This window comes from Arthrobacter sp. Ha26 (assembly GCF_059091705.1).
On record NZ_JBNHGX010000001.1, the window covers coordinates 609,743 to 625,967 of the forward strand.

The window sequence follows — 16,225 nt, forward strand, 5'->3', positions numbered from 1 at the left end:
CCTGCGCCGGCCGACCGACCGTTCATGAGAAACTAGCCACCATGCCCAGCAGCACTGAAACCGCAAGCACCGGCACCAAGCGCGGCCGCCCCGGATACGACCAGCAATCGGTGCTGCGCATCGCCGTGGACGTCTTCAACCGGCACGGCTACGACGCGACGTCAATGGGCATCCTGGCGGACAACCTGGGCATCTCGAAGTCGGCGATCTACCACCACGTACCGTCCAAAGGCGATCTGCTCAAGCTCGCGCTGGACCACGCGCTGGGCGGGCTCGAGGCCATCCTGGAGCAGCCTGAGGCCACCTCAGGGGCAGCTGATGCCCGGCTCGAGTTTGTGCTCCGGCAGACCGTAGCCGTACTCGTGGACCGGCTGCCGTTCGTCACGCTGCTCCTGCGGCTGCGCGGCAACACCGAGATTGAACGTGACGCGCTGGAACGTCGCCGCACCTTCGACCACAAGGTGGCCGGCCTCATCTCCGCGGCGCGGGACGAGGGCTCGCTGCGCCAGGACATCGATCCCCGGACGGTCACCCGGCTTCTTTTCGGCATGATCAACTCGATCGTGGAATGGTACAAACCGGGCGGTTCCCTCTCCCCCCAACGGCTTGCCGACGACGTCATCACCATGGCGTTCGACGGGCTGCACTCCCAGCCCTAGACTCTCCCGACCCCCCAATACTAAGTGTGCTTGGTATTTCTGCTGAAGCCCGGCTACGGTGGTAGGACAGCCAGCATCCGCAGGAGGTCAGCCCATGAGCACCAGCCGGGAATTACACGATTCCGCCCGCCTCGGCACCCTCGCCGGAGCCGTGGTGCTGGCAGCTTCCCTGACCCTGACTGCCTGCACGGGATCCCAGGCTCCGCCAGCCCCGAGCGAAACGTCCGGTGCCACTACGGCTGGCAGCAGCGGCTCGCCGTCGGCGGGCACTCCATCCGGCTCCAGCGCCGCACCCGGCGCCAGCAATCCCGCCCCCGGGCCGGACGCGGCCGGCGGAATTCCCCAACTGGTGGAGAACCTGGCTCCTTCGGTGGTGACCATCTTCACCCAGGACGGGCTGGGCAGCGGCGTGGTGTATTCCGAGGACGGGCTCATCCTGACCAACGAACATGTGATCAAGGGCAACAGCCGGGTGGAGGTCGGTTTCGCTGACGGCCAGCGGGTGCAGGGCACGGTCAAGGCGAGCGACGCCGTCACCGACCTGGCCCTGGTCCAGGCGGACCGGAAGGGCCTGCCCAAGCCCCCCTACCAGAGCACGCTGCCTAAGGTCGGAGAAGGCGCCCTGGTCCTCGGCTCCCCGCTGGGCTTCGAGAACACGGCGACGGCCGGGATCATCTCCGGACTGCACCGTGCCATCCCGGGCTCGGCCTCCAACAGCCTGTCCCTGGTGGACCTGATCCAGACGGACGCACCGATCAGTCCGGGCAATTCCGGCGGCGCCGTGATCAACATGCGCGGTGAAATCATCGGTATCAGCGAGGCGTACATTCCGCCGTCGGCCGGTGCAGTCTCCCTGGGCTTTGCCATTCCCGCCGCCACCGCCGTCCAGGTGGCGGAGGAACTGCTTGCCGACGGCACCGCCGAACACGCCTATCTGGGACTCACCCCGGGCGAACTCACACCCCAGATCGCGGACCAGCTGGGCATTCAGGCGAGTACCGGCGTCGTAGTCCTGTCCGTGGACGAGGACGGCCCCGCGGGGCGGGCCGGGATCCGGCCCGGTGACGTCCTGGAATCCATGGAAGGAGTGGAGCTGAATACCCCCGAAAAGCTCCTCGCGGAACTGCGGAACCGCAACCCCGGCGATACCGTGAGTTTCAAAGTCCAGCGCGGAGACGAGAGCCTTGAGCTCAAAGCTGACCTGATCGACAGGCCCACCCAGTAGTAAAACCCCGAAAGGAAGGTAGGACCATGAGCCACCCCAAGGAAGAACCGGACGCAGGCTTCATCATCCCGGACCCGTCCAAGCTCCGCGAGGACGTTCCCGGCGACGCCGCAGACGAGGCCAACGCGATCCGCTTCAGCGAAGAGCAGGCGCTGATCGAGGAACAGTCCCACGGCATCCGCCCGGACACCTACAGCGTCCCCTCCGGCGGCCCCACCATGGACGAGGCCCGCGGCAACATGGACTTGTCCGACCGCAGCGAGGGCGGCCGCGGTACGGGCCCAGAGGATGACAGCAGCGATGACGGCCTGCACGGCGGCGCCGAATCCTGACGCTTTCCCGTTAGAACGGCGGCAGGCGCGTCCCGGTCACCGGGGCGCGCCTGCCGCTGTCTGCGGGTCTTTAGTTCGTCAGAGTTCGTACTCGGCCTGGACGCCGCGCGTTTCGTGGACGCACAGGATGTTGTGCTCCGTATCCATGAACCAGGCGCACTTCTCCGAGTCCGTGGTGCAGATGTGGTTCTCGGTCCGAAGGTTCGGCAGGTCGTAATCCTGGAACTGCACTCCCCTGGCTTCCATGTCCCGGACAGTTCCTTCGATGTCCGTCACCTCGAAGGTCAGGGCCGTGTGCTCGGAATGTTTGCCATCCGAGACGGGCATCAGCTGCAGCATCGGGCCGCCGTTGGTGCCGAGGAGTACGCTACCGTCGTCTGTCTTGCCGCGGTGCGGGAGTCCGAGTTTTTCGGTATAGAACCGGCGGGCGCGCTGCGGATCATCGACTGGCAGGACGGTTGTGACTGTGTTCAATCTAAGGCTCATCTAGCCACCTCCTACGGGCAAAATTTTACGCGCGGGCAGCCCGAAAAGCCCCTGCTCCCCTTCACCGGATGCGCTATCACTTTTGGTCCCCATTCGGCGGTTTTAGGGACCAAAAGTGATAGCGCAACTGGCAGGGGGTGGGGTTACTTTTCGACCAGGGTGAGGACGTCGTAGGTGGCCACGATCTCGTCGTTCTGGTTGGTGAGGACTGCGTCCCAGGCCACCTCACCATACTCGTCCGTTTCGCGCGGGGTAATCTTCTTCGCGGTCAGGGTCACCCGGATGGAGTCGCCCGCGGCCACCGGCGTGATGAAGCGCAGGTTCTCCAGGCCGTAGTTGGCCAGGACGGGCCCCGGCGCCGGCTCCACAAAGAGTCCCGCACCCCAGGCCAGCAGGAGGTAGCCGTGCGCCACGATGCCCGGGAAAAACGGATTGGCCTCCGCGGCTTCCTCATTTGTGTGGGCGTAGAACGTATCGCCGGTGGAGTTGGCGAAAGCGGTGATGTCCTCCAAGGTGACCTGGCGCAGGTCGGAGCGGACGGCGTCGCCAATCCGCAGCGTCGCCAGGGACTTCCGGAACGGATGGGTCCCCTCAGTGTCGACCGTGAAGTTGCGGTCCGCTCCGGCGTGCCACACGCCGGTGACGGCGGTGAGCATGTTGGGCGAGCCCTGGATCGCGGTGCGCTGCATGTGGTGCATCACCGAACGGATGCCGCCCAGTTCCTCGCCGCCGCCTGCCCGGCCGGGACCGCCGTGGACCAGGTGCGGCACCGGTGAGCCGTGGCCGGTGGAGCTGCGGGCGTCCTCGCGGTTGAGCATGAGGACCCGGCCGTGGTGGGCTGCGATCCCGGTGACCAGTTCGCGGGCAACCGCGGGATCGTTGGTGCAGACCGAGGCGACCAGGGAGCCGCTGCCGCGGGCGGCGAGGCGGACGGCGTCGGGAAGGTCTTTGTACCCGATGACCGACGAAACAGGACCGAACGCTTCCAGCGAGTGGACTTCCTCTGCCTCCGGGTCCGGCCAGCTCAGCAGGACGGGCGCCATAAACGCCCCGCCGTCGGCCACGCCCGTGGATCCATCGGCAGAGGTGACCGACGGCGATTCGAGGGTTCCGTAGGCAAGCTCACCGCCGGCGTCGAGCATGGACTGCACGGCCGCGCGGACGTCGTTGAGCTGCTCCACGGAGGCGAGCGCGCCCATGGTGACACCGTCTGCGCGGGGGTCGCCGAGGACAATGCATTCTCTGATGCGCTTGCCGACGGCGGCGGACACGGCCGGGACCAGCTCCTGCGGCACGATGGCGCGGCGGATGGCAGTGCACTTCTGCCCGGCCTTGGCCGTCATTTCGGTGACCACGGATTTCACGAATGCGTCGAATTCCGGCGTTCCCTCCACCGCGTCGGGGCCGAGGATGGCGGCGTTGAGTGAGTCGGTTTCGGACGTGAAACGGACGCCGCCCTGGACCACGTTGGGGTGGGACTTCAAGGACAGCGCGGTGGAGGCGGAGCCGGTGAAGGCCACGAGGTCCCGGTAGTCCAGGACGTCCAGCAGTCCGCGGACCGAGCCGGAAATCAGCTGCAGCGAGCCCTTGGGCAGGATGTTGGATTCGACGATGGCTTTGACCACGGCCGCTGCCACGTAGCCGGTGGGTGTGGCCGGTTTGACGATGGTGGGGACGCCGGCGATGAAGGCAGGCGCGAACTTCTCCAGCATGCCCCAGACTGGAAAGTTGAACGCGTTGATCTGCACGGCCACACCGGGGATGCGGGTGTAGATGTGCTCGCCGGCGAAGGATCCGTCCTTGGACAGCACCTCCATGGGCCCGTCCACCACCACCTGCGAGTTGGGCAGTTCGCGCCGGCCCTTGGAACCGAAAGTAAACAGGACGCCGATGCCGCCGTCGATGTCGATCATGGAATCGACCTTGGTGGCACCCGTCTGCGCAGAGTAGGTGTAGAAGTGTTCGCGCCGGGCGTTGAGGTACTGCGCCAGTTCCTTGAGCTTGAGGGCCCGCTGGTGGAAGGTCAGCTGGCCGAGTTCGGCCTGGCCGGTGGTGCGCCCGTACTCAACCACGGCGCCCAGGTCCAGCCCCTCCGTGCTCACCTTGGCCAGGATCTCTCCGGTGCTCGCGTCACGGACGGGAACGGCGGAACCCGCGGCGCCGTCGTCGGGCGTCCACCATGCATCCATGATGTAGCTGGGCACTGTCTCCACGGTGTCGACCGTGGCCTGGGGAGCTGTGGCGGTGGTGGTCATCGTTGACGTGTCCTTCCAACAAAGGGGGCATACTTCGGCGGGCAATGATTACTGACCGTCCGTTCGGTAATATATTCACCATACATGAAGTGCCATGCTGCACACTAGAAGGCCAGGACTGAAATGCCCGCCCAGAAGGAGAACGTATGAGCACCACATCAGCGAAGGACGCCGCCGAGGACCAGCCGTCTGCGCATGAGCTGTGGAAGATCACCCTCGGCGAGCTCGACGAAAAGATGGGTGTCAAGATCCTGGAGGAGTCCGTCGAACGGGTGGTGGCCACCATGCCTGTGGAGGGGAACAGGCAGTCCTTCGGGTTGCTGCATGGTGGCGCGTCCCTTGCCGTCGGCGAAGCCGTGGGGTCCTGGGCAGCGGTGATCCATGCCAGCACGATGGGCAAGACGGCGGTGGGCGTGGACGTTTCCGCCACCCACCACCGCTCGGCGCGCGAGGGCCAGGTGACTATCACTGCAACCCCCATTCACCTGGGCGGCACGCTCACCACGCACGAGGTGGTCATCACCAACGAGGCCGGCCAGCGGCTGTGCACCCTCCGCATCACCAACCTGCTGATGAGGCGCCACAAATAACGCCGTTGCCCTGCCAGTTATCGTCGTCATCCATCGCTTTTGACGACGATAACTGGCAGATCATTTGCCCGTGCGTTGCCTCCGACGGCGGACCAGCACCATCAGGACGCCGCCGACGACGATCGCGCCTGCGGCAGCGGCTCCCGCGGGAAGCAGGGAGGAGGATCCGGTGAAGGCCAGGACGCCGGTGTCTTTTCGGTCACCGGTGTCTGTTCGGTCGCCGGACGTGTCCGCCAGGTCAGCGGGAGGGCTGACTGGTGGGATGACGACGACGGCGGTCGGGTCGTTCGCGGGTGCCGGCGGTACCAGCGGGGCCGGGTCAGCGGGAGCGGCGGGAGCGGCGTCAGCGGGGCCAGGATCCGCCGGAGCAGGGTCCGGTTCAGCGGGAGCAGGGTCCGGTTCAGCGGGAGCGGGGCTGGCCGGAGCAGACTCCGCTGGAGCAGGCGGCGGCGGTGTTGGTTCAGCCGATGCAACTTCTCCGAGCTCGAAGCTGCTGGCGCCGGAGGTGCTGAACCCGTTCACCGTTTCGGCAGTAAACCGGAGCGGTCCGTTGCCCCCGGGAGCGGGGAAGCTCCAGTTGCCGTCAGCGTCGACAGCAACATCAAAGGGCTCTTGTCCTTGAAGGGTGATCCGGACTTTCGAACCGGCCGCAACTGCCGCGGCGGGGGCTGCCGGGACATTGCCGTTGATGACCTGTCCGGGTTCGTAGGCGGCACCTGGCAGCGGCGAGGTCAGCACCGGCTTGTTGAGGAAAAGCTCCAGCTGGTACCCGGGTAGGACGGACATGCTGTCGCTCAGGGTGGCCGCGACCGCGAAATTCTGGATGACGTTGCCCTGCTTGTCCGGGGTATCGCCGGCTGAATGGGTACCCACCGCGTAGTTACCGCTGACGTATGGGCCGCCGGAGTCTCCGCCACTGGACTGGACGCCGTATGACAGGAACCCGCGGAATGCCCTGAGGTCCAGGGGCTCAGGGGGATCGGTGGGATTAGTTGGCTCTACATATGTCGGGCCGGGAACAATGAAGATTCCCACTGCATCCACTGTGCCGCAGGACCAGGCGGAGGTCCTGCCCGAACGGCATACCGGCATTCCGGCCACGGGATCTGCCGTGCCAATGATCTTGACGTCAGGTTCCGGCTGCGATGCGTCGCCCCACGTGCTGGCTGCTGGAAGCGGGTCCAAGTCGGGACGGAGGGACTCCACCACGGCGATATCCGTTCCCACGTTGCCGGGGTCCGTAAGGGCAGTATTATCCGGGCCTATGGGAGTGTTGGGATCGACTACCCATGAGTTACCTGGGCCCCCGAACTGGCTGAAACCAAACCTGCCCAGGAGCCCGATGGGATTGAACTGGAATTCAAGCGTGGCGGTCCGGGCAGCACCATCTGAAGCGCAATGCCCTGCGGTGAGGACCGCCGGCAGCCCGGCCGGGTCGAATGCGGAAAAGCCGGTGGAGCAGAACCAGCCGGTGTCGGCGAAGTAGCCAACTCCCCCGGGGACGTCCGCTTCGGGCGCGAGTAGAGCGCCGCCGTCGAGCTCCACGTTCGCAAAACGTGAGACGAACTCGGCCGGCGACTTCCTGCCGGTCTCCGCTTTCACAGCAGCCGCAGTGCCGGCCCCCGCGGGCCCGCTGCTGGTGGACGCAGCCGCAGTTTCGCCGTTAGCTGCGTTCTCCGTTGACTCCGGAGTGTTGATGCCGCCGGTGCGGATGACAAATTTCCCGCCCGTGGACACCACTGCCTGCAGGCCCTCCGTGCCCACCTCGCGGACATAGGCCTGGAAAAGCTGTTCCGTGCTGACCGCCAGTTCGGAACCGCGGGGCTGGGCAGCGGTCCCAGGGAGCGCCTCAGCCTCCTCCGCGGTGACGGGGTCCTCCACTGCCAAAGCAGGGACGGTCTGCGAAAGCACTGCCACTGCCGCCAGCAGTTTCTCGCCGGAGCCGGACACAACAATCCGGGCATCCTGCAACCTGACCCCCACAAATCCCGGAACGTCCCGCAGTTGCCCTGCCACCTCTGCCGCCCGGGTACCCAGCTCGCCCGCGGCGGCGAACTCCGCCGGAGTTAGGCCAAGATCGCGGGCCACGGCTTCCTCAAGGGCAGCCGCGGACAGGCCGGAGCCATTGGAAGCCCTGACGGTTGCCGAAGGTTCCGGCAGCCCGGGCTCGTCATTAGCCCACGCCGGAGCCACGGCGTAACCGGAGGCCGCAAGCAACCCGGCAGCCGCGCCGGCCGCCAGCATGCGCTGCACACCGCCCGGCGTCACCGGGATACCCCGGCTCCGCAGAGGGACCGCACGGCATCCAGTTCGGTCGCGGTGAGGCCGTTGCGAAGCAGGAACTTCGCCGTGTCCAGGCCGCGCACAAACGCCACCACGGCGTTCCCGCGCTGCTCAAGCAGTGGGGCCAGTTCGTGCTCCTCAACGTAGCGTTCGCGGGCATGCGGCGGGCCGTGCGTACGGTAGCGCTCATTGATGCCGCGGGCCGCCCGCCGGTAACCGTCCGCGATGTCCTGGTCGGAGTCCCCTGCCAGGTCCTGCACCATGGCTGCCACCATGCCGCTGCGGTCCCTGCCGGCGGCGCAATGCAGCACCACATCCCCGCGCTGGGATGCTGCCGCGAGCGCCTGGAAAACACCAGCGAGCTTTTCGGGGAAAAGCCGGGCGTTGTCGGCGTAGTAGGCAGGATCGTTAAGGTAGGGGCCAGCCAATTCCGTGAAGCGCACATCGTCCGGTTGTTCGGTGGGCGCGGACACCACTGTGATTCCTGCCAAGGCGGACTCCACCACCAAAGGGTCACTGTCCCGGCGCCGCGCCTCCGCAGCGTTTCGGAGGTCGATTACGGTGCGGACGCCGTCGTCGTACGCCTGCCGCCACCCCGCCTCGGTCAGCCACTCGCGCCGCCCCATACGGTAAACCCCGCCAGCCACATGCCACGCGTTGACAGCACCATCCCAGTCCATGGACCCGTCCGCTCTCTTCATCCGCACAGCTAATCACACGCGTCACAGGGGTGCACGTCACGTGCAGTGACATGGGAAGGAAAACGGGTACTCAGGTTCAGTGACCGGTGCTGCCCGCAGGCGTACGGTGACACCTACCGACTTCGCACGCCCACAGTTGATGTTCAAAGGAGAACCCATGGCCAGTACAGTACGACGACGGCACTCGGCTTTTGCTGCAGCTCTCGCCGCTTTTGCAATGACGTTGAGTCTCGCCGCTCCTGCGCAGGCACGCACAGTCCAAGACTAGGTCGCCTTGGGAGACTCCTATGCGGCCGGAATCGGAGGTGGATCGTACGCGATAGAAGACTGCGTCCGTAGTGCAAACGCCTACTCCCAACTCGCGGACGATCTGAAATCCGTCAGGGACGTCACAAACGTGGCGTGCGGCGGAGCTACGACTCAGCAAGTGGTGCAAACCCAGCTCGCCCTGCTCGACAAGAAGACCGACCTTGTCACCATCACGGCTGGCGGCAATAACTTAGGCTTCCGGACCCTCGCTGCTGCTTGCGGCCCCGCTCTGATCGATCCTGCCGCCGGTCCGGCGTGTTTCGGCTCCATCGCTGAGGCTCGAGCCAAGATTGCGAGCGGACTTCTGCTCCAGGACCTTGTCACCATGATCGAAGCCGTGAAGGGCGCCGCGCCAAAGGCCGAGATTGTGCTCACCGGGTACCCCTACCTCTTCGATCCGGTCCCTTTCGATCCAACCAATCCGACGTCTGTCTTCATCAGTCAAGCCAATCTCCTGGTGTCCGAGCTGAACGCCACTATCGAGGCCGCCGCCGAAGCCACTGGAACGGAGTACGTCGACGTCACGGACGAGTTCGCGGGCCATGGCATCAACTTGACGAACAACGACTCCTGGATCAACTTCAACGTTCACCCGGCTGCCCCGAACAGCTTCGAAAATCTCCACCCCAACGCCGAGGGCTACCAGGCGTACTTCGCCGCGATCTACAGCGAGGGCTTCTACAACTAGCCCCTACCCGCGCCGGACCAGCCGGTATTCGAGCCCGGCGCGGACCATGGGCCATTCGTGCTCAAGGATGGAGAAGACCACGGTGTCGCGGAGGATTCCGTCGCGGGTCCTGGAGTGGTTGCGGAGCACACCGTCCTGCTTCGCACCAAGCCGGGCAATGGCTTCGCGCGACTGGTGGTTGAGCCAGTGCGTCCGGAACTCCACCGCCGGGCAGCCCAGCACCTCAAAGGCGTGCTGCAGGAGCAGCAGCTTGGAGTCCGGGTTCGTTCCGGTCCCTTGTACGGAGGCGGCATTCCAGGTGGAACCGATCTCCACACGGGGAGTTCCGGCGTCGACATTCATATACGTGGTCATCCCGATGATCCTGCCCGGCCCACCGGTGGCGGGATCGATCAACCGGGTGGTGAACGGCAGCATGGAGCCCTGCTCCTGCAGGGCGAGCCGCCGCTCAATCTCCGCCGCCATCCCCTCCGGAGCCGGCACCGAGGTGTACCAGAGCCGCCACAGCTCGCCGTCGCTGGCCGCCTCAACCAGACCGTCGTGGTGATGACCGGAAAGCGGCTCGAGGATTACATGGCGTCCGGTCAGGGTAAGGGGTTCAAGGAAAGTCACTGCACCAGCCTAGGTCCAACCCCTTGCGCCGGGGAGGAGACCAGGGACCCGCAAACGAAGGAGATGACATGTCAGGACACAATCCGGACCCGGAGGATGACAAGCTGACCGGCCTGGAGCCGGGCGGTGGAGTCCCGCCGGGGGAAACGCCGCCGGGTGAAGCTTCGACGACCACCACGCAGGGCCATGACGAGCATGGCACGAAGAGGGGCACGCAGTTCATCGTGATCGGTGCGATCGCGGTGGTGGTCCTGCTGTCGCTCCTCTACTTCGTCGGCTACATCGTGGGGATGTTCGACTGACGCGGTGTCCTAGCTGGGCCAGTCGAAAAAACCCTTCCCGGTTTTGCGCCCCAGCTCGCCCCTTGCCACCTTGTCCTTGAGGATCTGCGGCGGTGCGAAGCGTTCACCCAGGGTGGAGTGCAGGTATTCGGCAATGCCCAGCCGGACGTCCAGCCCCACGATGTCGGTGGTTTTCAGCGGCCCGGTGGGGTGCTTGTAGCCAAGGACCATGGCAGCGTCGATGTCTTCCGCCGACGCCACGCCCTCCTCCACCATGCGCATCGCTTCCAGCGCGATGGCCACGCCCAGCCGCGAGGACGCGAACCCGGGAGCATCGTTGACGACGACGGCGGTCTTGCCGAGTGCCTCCACCCACCCTTTCGCCGCGGCCGCGAGTCCGGGAGACGTGCGCGTCCCGAGCACCACTTCGATGAGTGTGGATGCCGGAACCGGGTTGAAGAAATGCAGGCCCACGAAATTTTGCGGCCGCTTCAGCTCACCGGCCAGCCCGCTTACGGACAAGGACGACGTGTTGGACGCCAGGTACGCCTCATCCGCCAACCGCTCCTCTATCCCGCGCAGCGCCGTCACTTTGAGGTCCCAGTCCTCCGGCACCGCCTCAACCACCAGCTGCCGGTCCTTGAAGGCGTCATAATCCACGCCCACCTTCAGCCGTGACACCAGCTCGTCCATGGTGGCATCCACGGACCCGCGCTCGATGCTCTTGGCCGTGGCCGATTCGACCCGCTCACGCGCTGCCTCTGCCGATTGCTCGTCGCGCTCAATGACCAGAACATCGGCACCCTTCACCAGGAAGGCGTGGGCAATGCCGGCACCCATGCGCCCACCGCCGAGGACACCCACCCGCGACGGCAGGCCAGTGGAAAGTTGCGGTGTGCTCATGAAATCTTGTCTCCGGTCTCGGCGCCGGTATTCGCGCCAGTAGTCTTATTGGCCTTCTTGCCGGCATTCCTGTCGAGGAATTTCTGCATCCGGTCGAACTTGGCCTCGGATTCAAAGAGGATCCCCTGGGCCAGCTGATCAATCAAGGGGTGCGACTCTGCCGGGGCGTGGAACACGGACTTGGTGATCCGGACCGCCAAAGGGTCCTGCCGGCCGATCCGGTCCGCCAGGTCATGTGCCGCGCCCAGCAGTTCTGCGGGCTCGTGGATCCCCGCAATGAGGTTCACGGCGAGGGCTTCGTCCGCGCCAAGAACCCGCCCGGCGAGGAGGAGCTGCTTGGCTACCGGCTCCCCCACCAGTTCCTTGAGCCGCCAGCTGGCACCGGCGGCGGCGAGGATGCCCAGCCCCGTTTCGGGGTTGCCAATCCGGACGTTGGGGGTCCCGATCCGGAAATCGGCTGCGTAGGCGAGCTCCGCCCCGCCTCCCAGGCAGTATCCGTCCAGAGCCGCGATAACCGGCATCGGCAGCTTCGCGATCCGTACAAAAATCGTGGAGTTGATCCCCTGCAGGGCGTCATCCCGGCGCCGCTCGCGCAGCTGGGCTATGTCCGCACCGGAAGCGAAGACACCATCCACACCCGCGATGATCAGTACCTTCGGATTCTGCTCCAGGGCCGCACAGACCAGATGGAGTTCATCCACCATCTGCTGGTCGATGGCGTTACGCACCTCAGGGCGGTTGAGGAGCACCACCACCCGGTCGGAGCGCTCCTCCACCAGCAGGGCATGGAACTTCTCCGCCGCCAGGTCCACAGCGTCCGCCATCAGACCTTCTCCAGCAGCATCGCCGTACCCTGGCCCACACCGATGCACATCGTGGCCAGGCCCACCTTGGCATCCTCACGCTCCATCCGCCCCAGCAGCGTGATGGCAATCCGTGCCCCGCTGGAACCCAGCGGGTGCCCCAAAGCGATGGCGCCGCCGTCGTTATTCACAATGTCCGCTTCCAGGCCCAGCCGGCGGATGCAGGCCAGGGACTGCGTGGCAAACGCTTCATTAAGTTCGACGGCGTCAAGGTCGCCTACGCTGAGGCCGGTCCGCTTCAGGATTTTCTGTGTGGCCGGCACGGGGCCGATGCCCATGATTTCCGGTTCGCAGCCGGCCGACGCGCCGTCGAGGATCCGGGCCCGGGGCGTGAGGCCGAGCCGTTCGATGGCTGCTTCGGAGGCAACGATGATCGCGGAGGCGCCATCGTTGAGTGACGAGGAGTTGCCGGCTGTGACCACCTTGCCGCCGTGGGTCACGGGCTTCAGTCCGGCCAGGACGTCCATGGTGGTGCCCTCGCGGGGGCCTTCGTCTGTGTCCACGACGTGTTCGGACTTGCGGGTCTTGACGGTGACGGGGACGATCTCATCCTTGAACCGGCCGGCAGCGATGGCGTCCAGGGCGCGCTGGTGGGAGCGGACGGCGAAGGCGTCGGCGTCCTCACGGGAAATGCTGTCCACGCGCGCCACTTCCTCTGCGGTTTCCGGCATCGCGTAGGTCATTTTGCCGTCCCGGGACAGCTCGCCCTTGTGGAAGCGGGGGTTGGTGAAGCGCCAGCCGATGGAGGTATCGAAGATCTGGCCGGGTTTGGCAAAGGCAGCGGTCGGTTTCTCCTGGACCCAGGGAGCACGGCTCATGGATTCAACCCCGCCGGCGATCACGATGTCCGCGGCGCCGGCCTTGATCATGTGGCTTGCCTGGATGATGGCGCTGAGGCCGGAGGAACAGAGGCGGTTGACCGTAATGCCCGGGATGTGGAGGGGCAGTCCTGCGAGCAGGGTGGCCATCCGCGCCACGTTTCGGTTTTCCTCGCCCGCCCCGTTGGCGTTGCCCAGGATCACTTCATCAATGCTGTCCGGATCAAGGCCGGCCCGGTTCACCGCTTCCCGGATCACCAGGGCGGCGAGGTCATCCGGGCGGATCGACGACAACGCGCCGCCGTATTTGCCCACCGGCGTTCGGACCCCGCCAACAAGGAAAGCCTGCGGACCTGCGGTTGCAGCCATGGAAACACCCTTCACGCGATAAACAACACTGTCATCTGCGGCCGGCGGCTCCCCGCGCACTTACCGACCGTTCGTTCTGTAAATGGTACACGGGAGGAGGCTGCGGTGAATACCTGTTACCTAGAGGACCGTCATCCCCAGGTGCGCTGCGAGCAATGGCGCCAACAGGCCCAGCTGGTATTCATCGATCACCACACCGGCCAGGCTGCCGAGACCGCTGATGCTGCGGAAGTTGTTGCCGCGGAGGTCGAAGTCCTTGAGCCGCGCCCCGCTGACGTCCAGCGAACCGATGGTGCAGTTCTTCAATGCCACCCGCGTACCTGCCGCTGAACCGAGATCCAGTTCATTGATGATGCAGTCACTGATCAGGACGTCCACGAGCTTGGCGCCCCGCAAATTCAGGAAATCCACCTTGCCGCCGTCAATGCGGACGGACTGCCAGCCACTCTCATACAGTTCCGCAGAGCCCAGCCGCGGGTTCCGCAGCTCAACGTCCCGCCACGTGCTCCGGGCCGCCCGAAACACCGGGGCATACAGCTCCCCGACGATGCAGTCGCGGAAGGAGGCGCCGCGCAGTTGGGTGTCGTTGAAGGAGGCGCCCGTAAACTCACACTCGGCGAAATCCGTGCCGCCCAACTCAAGGCCGTCAGCTGCCACCCTGCTGTACCGGCCGCCGTCGTACCTTTCACCACGCCGGAAAACCGGCGCGGAACCCTCCTCCAGCTCCTCCAGCACAACGGGCGAAAGCCTGGGGGCAGTAACTGCTGGCGCGGCCGCTTTCCGGGCGCCGCCACGGCCGGTGGAGGCTGCCACTACGCTTGAGATTCCGCTTTGGCCGCGATCTCCGCCAAGTCCTTGGTGAGGGCCTTGCGGGTGGCAGCCATTCCCATCCTGCCAAACAGCAGCATCAGGATTTTGCTGGCGGGCGTGGGCTTGAGGACCTCGGCGCCGAACGTAAGGGTGAGGTCCGTGCCGCCGTCGCGCGGGGCGAGGTTGAACCGGGTGGTGTAGTCCGCCCCACCCTGGAGGGCCTTGACAGTGGTGCTCCGGTTCGGCTCAGCCTGGGCCACCCACATCTCCACCGTTTCAGCCCTGCCGAACATCTTCCGGGTCTCCTTCCAGCGGGTTCCCTCGGCATAAGGGCCGTCGGTGAGGAGCTGGACGGAATCGACCCCGGAAAGAGTGGCCGCGGAGCCCGGGATGTCCGTTATGACGGACCAGACCCTTTCCGGTGGCGCCTGGATGTGTTGGGTGAGGCTGGTTTTGTGGTCCATGATTCGAGCCTAGCCGCGGGCACTGACGATCAACAGGCGCCCAGTCTGGGTGGGACAGAGGAATCGGAGATAGTAAGTAAGCTTCATGTTATGGTGAAACCGCACTGTTTGATCACTGGAAACGAAAGGAGGCCACCACCATGGGCCTCGGAGACAAGATCAGTAACGCAGCAGAAGACATGGGCGGCAAGGCCAAGGAAGCAACCGGCAATGCCACCAACAATGACCGCTTGAAGGCTGAAGGCCAGACCGACCAGGTCAAGGCTGACGCCAAGAAGGTGGGCGAAAGCGTGAAGGACGAGTTCAAGCGCGACTAGCATCTTCCTGCGGCAGCCACCCCCCAAGCTGGCTGTGACAGAGCGAAACGGCGGCGGATCCCCCCGGATCCGCCGCCGTTCTGTTTGTCCCGGAACTAATCACTGGAGCATCACCATCCGCTGCGGGTGGGAGTATGCCCTTGCCGGGAATCCTCGGGCATGGTCATTTCGGCGCGCAGGCCAAGGAGCCGGATGGGACGCTCCGGCTCGATCTTGGCCATGAGCTCGAGGGCGCGGGTGAGCACTTCTTCAGGAGCCGATGTCTCCGGGATCTTCCGTGCGTACGTCTTGGTGATGAACGGGGCGTAGCGGACTTTCAGGGTGAGTCCCACCACCGGCCGCCCCTCAGCCGCAACATCCGCCAGGACGTGCGCTGCCAAGTCCCTGACAGCGTCCTCAATCTGCCCGGGTTCGGTCAGATCGCGCTGGAAGGTGGTTTCCCGGCTGTGCCCGCGCGCCACCCAGGGCGTGTCATCGACTACCCGCGCTCCGTCGCCCCGCCCGAGCTGTGCATACCAGGGACCCATCTTTGGACCGAACTCGGGAACCAGGTCCTGGGGAGGGGAAGCGGCCAGTTCGGCAACGGTCCCGATGCCGAGCTTGGCAAGGCGGCGCGAAACCTTGGTTCCCACACCCCACAGCTCGATGGTGGGCCGGCTCCCCATCACCTCGAGCCAGTTCGCTGCCGTGAGCCGGAAGACGCCGGCGGGCTTGCCGAACGTCGTCGCCACTTTTGCCCGCACCAGGGTGTCGCCGATGCCCACACTGCAGTGCAGCCGGGTCTCCTGAAGGATGGCCTGCTGCATCTGTCGGGCGTAGGCCGTGGGATCATCCGTCTGCACGCCAACAAACGCCTCATCCCAGCCGAGCACCTGAACCGTGGCACCGGGTTGTGAGCGCAGCACCGCCATAACGTTGTCGGATGCCTCGAGGTAGGCCTCGTGGTCAACGGGCAGGATCACCGCATCGGGGACCTTCCGGGCGGCGATACGCAGCGGCATCCCCGAGCCCACACCGTATGCCCGGGCTTCGTAAGATGCCGTCGAGACCACTGCCCGTTCGGTGGGATCGCCGCGGCCGCCGACGATCACCGGCTTGCCCGCCAGCTCAGGCCGGCGCAGCACCTCCACCGCCGCGATGAACTGGTCAAGGTCCACATGCAGCACCCACGGTTCACTCACAAGCCCCAGTCTGCCCCGGCCGGTGCCCGCAGCACCACCGTCTCCGCCGGACGTCGTCGAAATCGCCGAAACAGTGCCC

The 16,225-nt window shown here is 65.6% G+C and carries 18 protein-coding genes; 7 read left to right on the top strand and 11 right to left on the bottom strand.

The window, feature by feature from the left end; translation table 11 throughout:
• Positions 1-41: 41 nt before the first annotated feature.
• The 3 genes from AC5RVY_RS02905 to AC5RVY_RS02915 all read left to right on the top strand — a co-directional run bounded on the left by AC5RVY_RS02905 (position 42) and on the right by AC5RVY_RS02915 (position 2,216).
• The gene (locus tag AC5RVY_RS02905; protein WP_493953189.1) at positions 42-659 is read left to right on the top strand and encodes a TetR/AcrR family transcriptional regulator; all 618 of its coding nucleotides are present in this window, start codon (positions 42-44) and stop codon (positions 657-659) included.
• 94 nt (positions 660-753) lie between these two features.
• Complete coding sequence (locus AC5RVY_RS02910; protein ID WP_493953190.1) at positions 754-1,884, top strand: S1C family serine protease; 1,131 nt, start codon at positions 754-756, stop codon at positions 1,882-1,884.
• A gap of 26 nt (positions 1,885-1,910) precedes the next feature.
• Positions 1,911-2,216: a hypothetical protein gene (locus tag AC5RVY_RS02915; RefSeq protein WP_493953191.1), complete on the top strand. Its 306-nt coding sequence runs from the start codon at positions 1,911-1,913 to the stop codon at positions 2,214-2,216.
• Positions 2,217-2,294: 78 nt separating this feature from the next.
• Here the strand turns inward: AC5RVY_RS02915 and AC5RVY_RS02920 are convergent, their stop codons facing one another.
• Together AC5RVY_RS02920 and paaZ are read right to left on the bottom strand one after the other, a co-directional pair.
• Positions 2,295-2,702, bottom strand: a complete 408-nt coding sequence (locus tag AC5RVY_RS02920) for a VOC family protein (RefSeq protein ID WP_493953192.1) — start codon at positions 2,700-2,702, stop codon at positions 2,295-2,297.
• Positions 2,703-2,845: 143 nt separating this feature from the next.
• Positions 2,846-4,957 carry a phenylacetic acid degradation bifunctional protein PaaZ gene (gene paaZ, locus AC5RVY_RS02925; RefSeq protein ID WP_493953193.1) on the bottom strand — a complete coding sequence of 704 codons (2,112 nt, stop codon included), beginning with the start codon at positions 4,955-4,957 and terminating at the stop codon, positions 2,846-2,848.
• 146 nt (positions 4,958-5,103) lie between these two features.
• On the opposite strand from paaZ, the gene AC5RVY_RS02930 reads away from it, so the two are divergent.
• Entirely contained in the window at positions 5,104-5,547 is a 444-nt protein-coding gene (locus tag AC5RVY_RS02930) for a PaaI family thioesterase (RefSeq protein ID WP_493953194.1), read from the top strand.
• 60 nt (positions 5,548-5,607) lie between these two features.
• Here the strand turns inward: AC5RVY_RS02930 and AC5RVY_RS02935 are convergent, their stop codons facing one another.
• Both AC5RVY_RS02935 and AC5RVY_RS02940 read right to left on the bottom strand, forming a co-directional pair.
• Positions 5,608-7,815 carry a S1 family peptidase gene (locus AC5RVY_RS02935; RefSeq protein ID WP_493953195.1) on the bottom strand — a complete coding sequence of 736 codons (2,208 nt, stop codon included), beginning with the start codon at positions 7,813-7,815 and terminating at the stop codon, positions 5,608-5,610.
• Positions 7,812-8,531: a tyrosine-protein phosphatase gene (locus AC5RVY_RS02940; protein ID WP_493953196.1), complete on the bottom strand. Its 720-nt coding sequence runs from the start codon at positions 8,529-8,531 to the stop codon at positions 7,812-7,814. The genes AC5RVY_RS02935 and AC5RVY_RS02940 overlap by 4 nt, the downstream gene beginning before the upstream one ends.
• Positions 8,532-8,805: 274 nt before the next feature.
• Here AC5RVY_RS02940 and AC5RVY_RS02945 point away from each other — a divergent pair, with 274 nt between their 5' ends.
• Complete coding sequence (locus AC5RVY_RS02945) at positions 8,806-9,528, top strand: SGNH/GDSL hydrolase family protein (RefSeq protein ID WP_493953197.1); 723 nt, start codon at positions 8,806-8,808, stop codon at positions 9,526-9,528.
• 3 nt (positions 9,529-9,531) lie between these two features.
• Here the strand turns inward: AC5RVY_RS02945 and AC5RVY_RS02950 are convergent, their stop codons facing one another.
• Complete coding sequence (locus AC5RVY_RS02950; RefSeq protein WP_493953198.1) at positions 9,532-10,140, bottom strand: GNAT family N-acetyltransferase; 609 nt, start codon at positions 10,138-10,140, stop codon at positions 9,532-9,534.
• A 68-nt stretch (positions 10,141-10,208) separates the two neighbouring features.
• Between AC5RVY_RS02950 and AC5RVY_RS02955 the strand changes: the two genes are divergently transcribed.
• The gene (locus AC5RVY_RS02955; protein WP_493953199.1) at positions 10,209-10,442 is read left to right on the top strand and encodes a DUF6480 family protein; all 234 of its coding nucleotides are present in this window, start codon (positions 10,209-10,211) and stop codon (positions 10,440-10,442) included.
• Between the two features lie 9 nt (positions 10,443-10,451).
• On the opposite strand, the gene AC5RVY_RS02960 is transcribed toward AC5RVY_RS02955, so the two are convergent.
• The 5 genes from AC5RVY_RS02960 to AC5RVY_RS02980 form a co-directional block, all read right to left on the bottom strand.
• A complete protein-coding gene (locus AC5RVY_RS02960) occupies positions 10,452-11,324 on the bottom strand; it encodes a 3-hydroxyacyl-CoA dehydrogenase family protein (RefSeq protein ID WP_493953200.1) in 873 nt (290 codons plus the stop codon).
• Positions 11,321-12,148, bottom strand: a complete 828-nt coding sequence (locus AC5RVY_RS02965) for an enoyl-CoA hydratase/isomerase family protein (protein WP_493953201.1) — start codon at positions 12,146-12,148, stop codon at positions 11,321-11,323. Before AC5RVY_RS02965 ends, AC5RVY_RS02960 begins: the two co-directional genes overlap by 4 nt.
• Positions 12,148-13,374, bottom strand: a complete 1,227-nt coding sequence (locus AC5RVY_RS02970) for a thiolase family protein (RefSeq protein WP_493953202.1) — start codon at positions 13,372-13,374, stop codon at positions 12,148-12,150. Before AC5RVY_RS02970 ends, AC5RVY_RS02965 begins: the two co-directional genes overlap by 1 nt.
• A 120-nt stretch (positions 13,375-13,494) precedes the next feature.
• Positions 13,495-14,187, bottom strand: coding sequence for a pentapeptide repeat-containing protein (locus tag AC5RVY_RS02975; protein WP_493953203.1), 693 nt, complete (start codon positions 14,185-14,187; stop codon positions 13,495-13,497).
• Entirely contained in the window at positions 14,187-14,648 is a 462-nt protein-coding gene (locus AC5RVY_RS02980; protein ID WP_493953204.1) for an SRPBCC family protein, read from the bottom strand. Before AC5RVY_RS02980 ends, AC5RVY_RS02975 begins: the two co-directional genes overlap by 1 nt.
• A gap of 140 nt (positions 14,649-14,788) precedes the next feature.
• Between AC5RVY_RS02980 and AC5RVY_RS02985 the strand changes: the two genes are divergently transcribed.
• A complete protein-coding gene (locus tag AC5RVY_RS02985; RefSeq protein ID WP_493953205.1) occupies positions 14,789-14,965 on the top strand; it encodes a CsbD family protein in 177 nt (58 codons plus the stop codon).
• A gap of 110 nt (positions 14,966-15,075) precedes the next feature.
• Here AC5RVY_RS02985 and AC5RVY_RS02990 read toward each other — a convergent pair whose 3' ends face one another.
• The gene (locus AC5RVY_RS02990) at positions 15,076-16,146 is read right to left on the bottom strand and encodes a DNA polymerase IV (RefSeq protein WP_493953206.1); all 1,071 of its coding nucleotides are present in this window, start codon (positions 16,144-16,146) and stop codon (positions 15,076-15,078) included.
• Positions 16,147-16,225 lie beyond the last annotated feature (79 nt).

Bases quoted from the DNA above. Each gene is read 5' to 3' on its own strand.
- AC5RVY_RS02905 (WP_493953189.1), top strand. From the start codon at position 42: ATGCCCAGCAGCACTGAAACCGCAAGCACCGGCACCAAGCGCGGCCGC.
- AC5RVY_RS02910 (WP_493953190.1), top strand. From the start codon at position 754: ATGAGCACCAGCCGGGAATTACACGATTCCGCCCGCCTCGGCACCCTC.
- AC5RVY_RS02915 (WP_493953191.1), top strand. From the start codon at position 1,911: ATGAGCCACCCCAAGGAAGAACCGGACGCAGGCTTCATCATCCCGGAC.
- AC5RVY_RS02920 (WP_493953192.1), bottom strand. From the start codon at position 2,702: ATGAGCCTTAGATTGAACACAGTCACAACCGTCCTGCCAGTCGATGAT.
- paaZ (WP_493953193.1), bottom strand. From the start codon at position 4,957: ATGACCACCACCGCCACAGCTCCCCAGGCCACGGTCGACACCGTGGAG.
- AC5RVY_RS02930 (WP_493953194.1), top strand. From the start codon at position 5,104: ATGAGCACCACATCAGCGAAGGACGCCGCCGAGGACCAGCCGTCTGCG.
- AC5RVY_RS02940 (WP_493953196.1), bottom strand. From the start codon at position 8,531: ATGAAGAGAGCGGACGGGTCCATGGACTGGGATGGTGCTGTCAACGCG.
- AC5RVY_RS02955 (WP_493953199.1), top strand. From the start codon at position 10,209: ATGTCAGGACACAATCCGGACCCGGAGGATGACAAGCTGACCGGCCTG.
- AC5RVY_RS02960 (WP_493953200.1), bottom strand. From the start codon at position 11,324: ATGAGCACACCGCAACTTTCCACTGGCCTGCCGTCGCGGGTGGGTGTC.
- AC5RVY_RS02965 (WP_493953201.1), bottom strand. From the start codon at position 12,148: ATGGCGGACGCTGTGGACCTGGCGGCGGAGAAGTTCCATGCCCTGCTG.
- AC5RVY_RS02970 (WP_493953202.1), bottom strand. From the start codon at position 13,374: ATGGCTGCAACCGCAGGTCCGCAGGCTTTCCTTGTTGGCGGGGTCCGA.
- AC5RVY_RS02980 (WP_493953204.1), bottom strand. From the start codon at position 14,648: ATGGACCACAAAACCAGCCTCACCCAACACATCCAGGCGCCACCGGAA.
- AC5RVY_RS02985 (WP_493953205.1), top strand. From the start codon at position 14,789: ATGGGCCTCGGAGACAAGATCAGTAACGCAGCAGAAGACATGGGCGGC.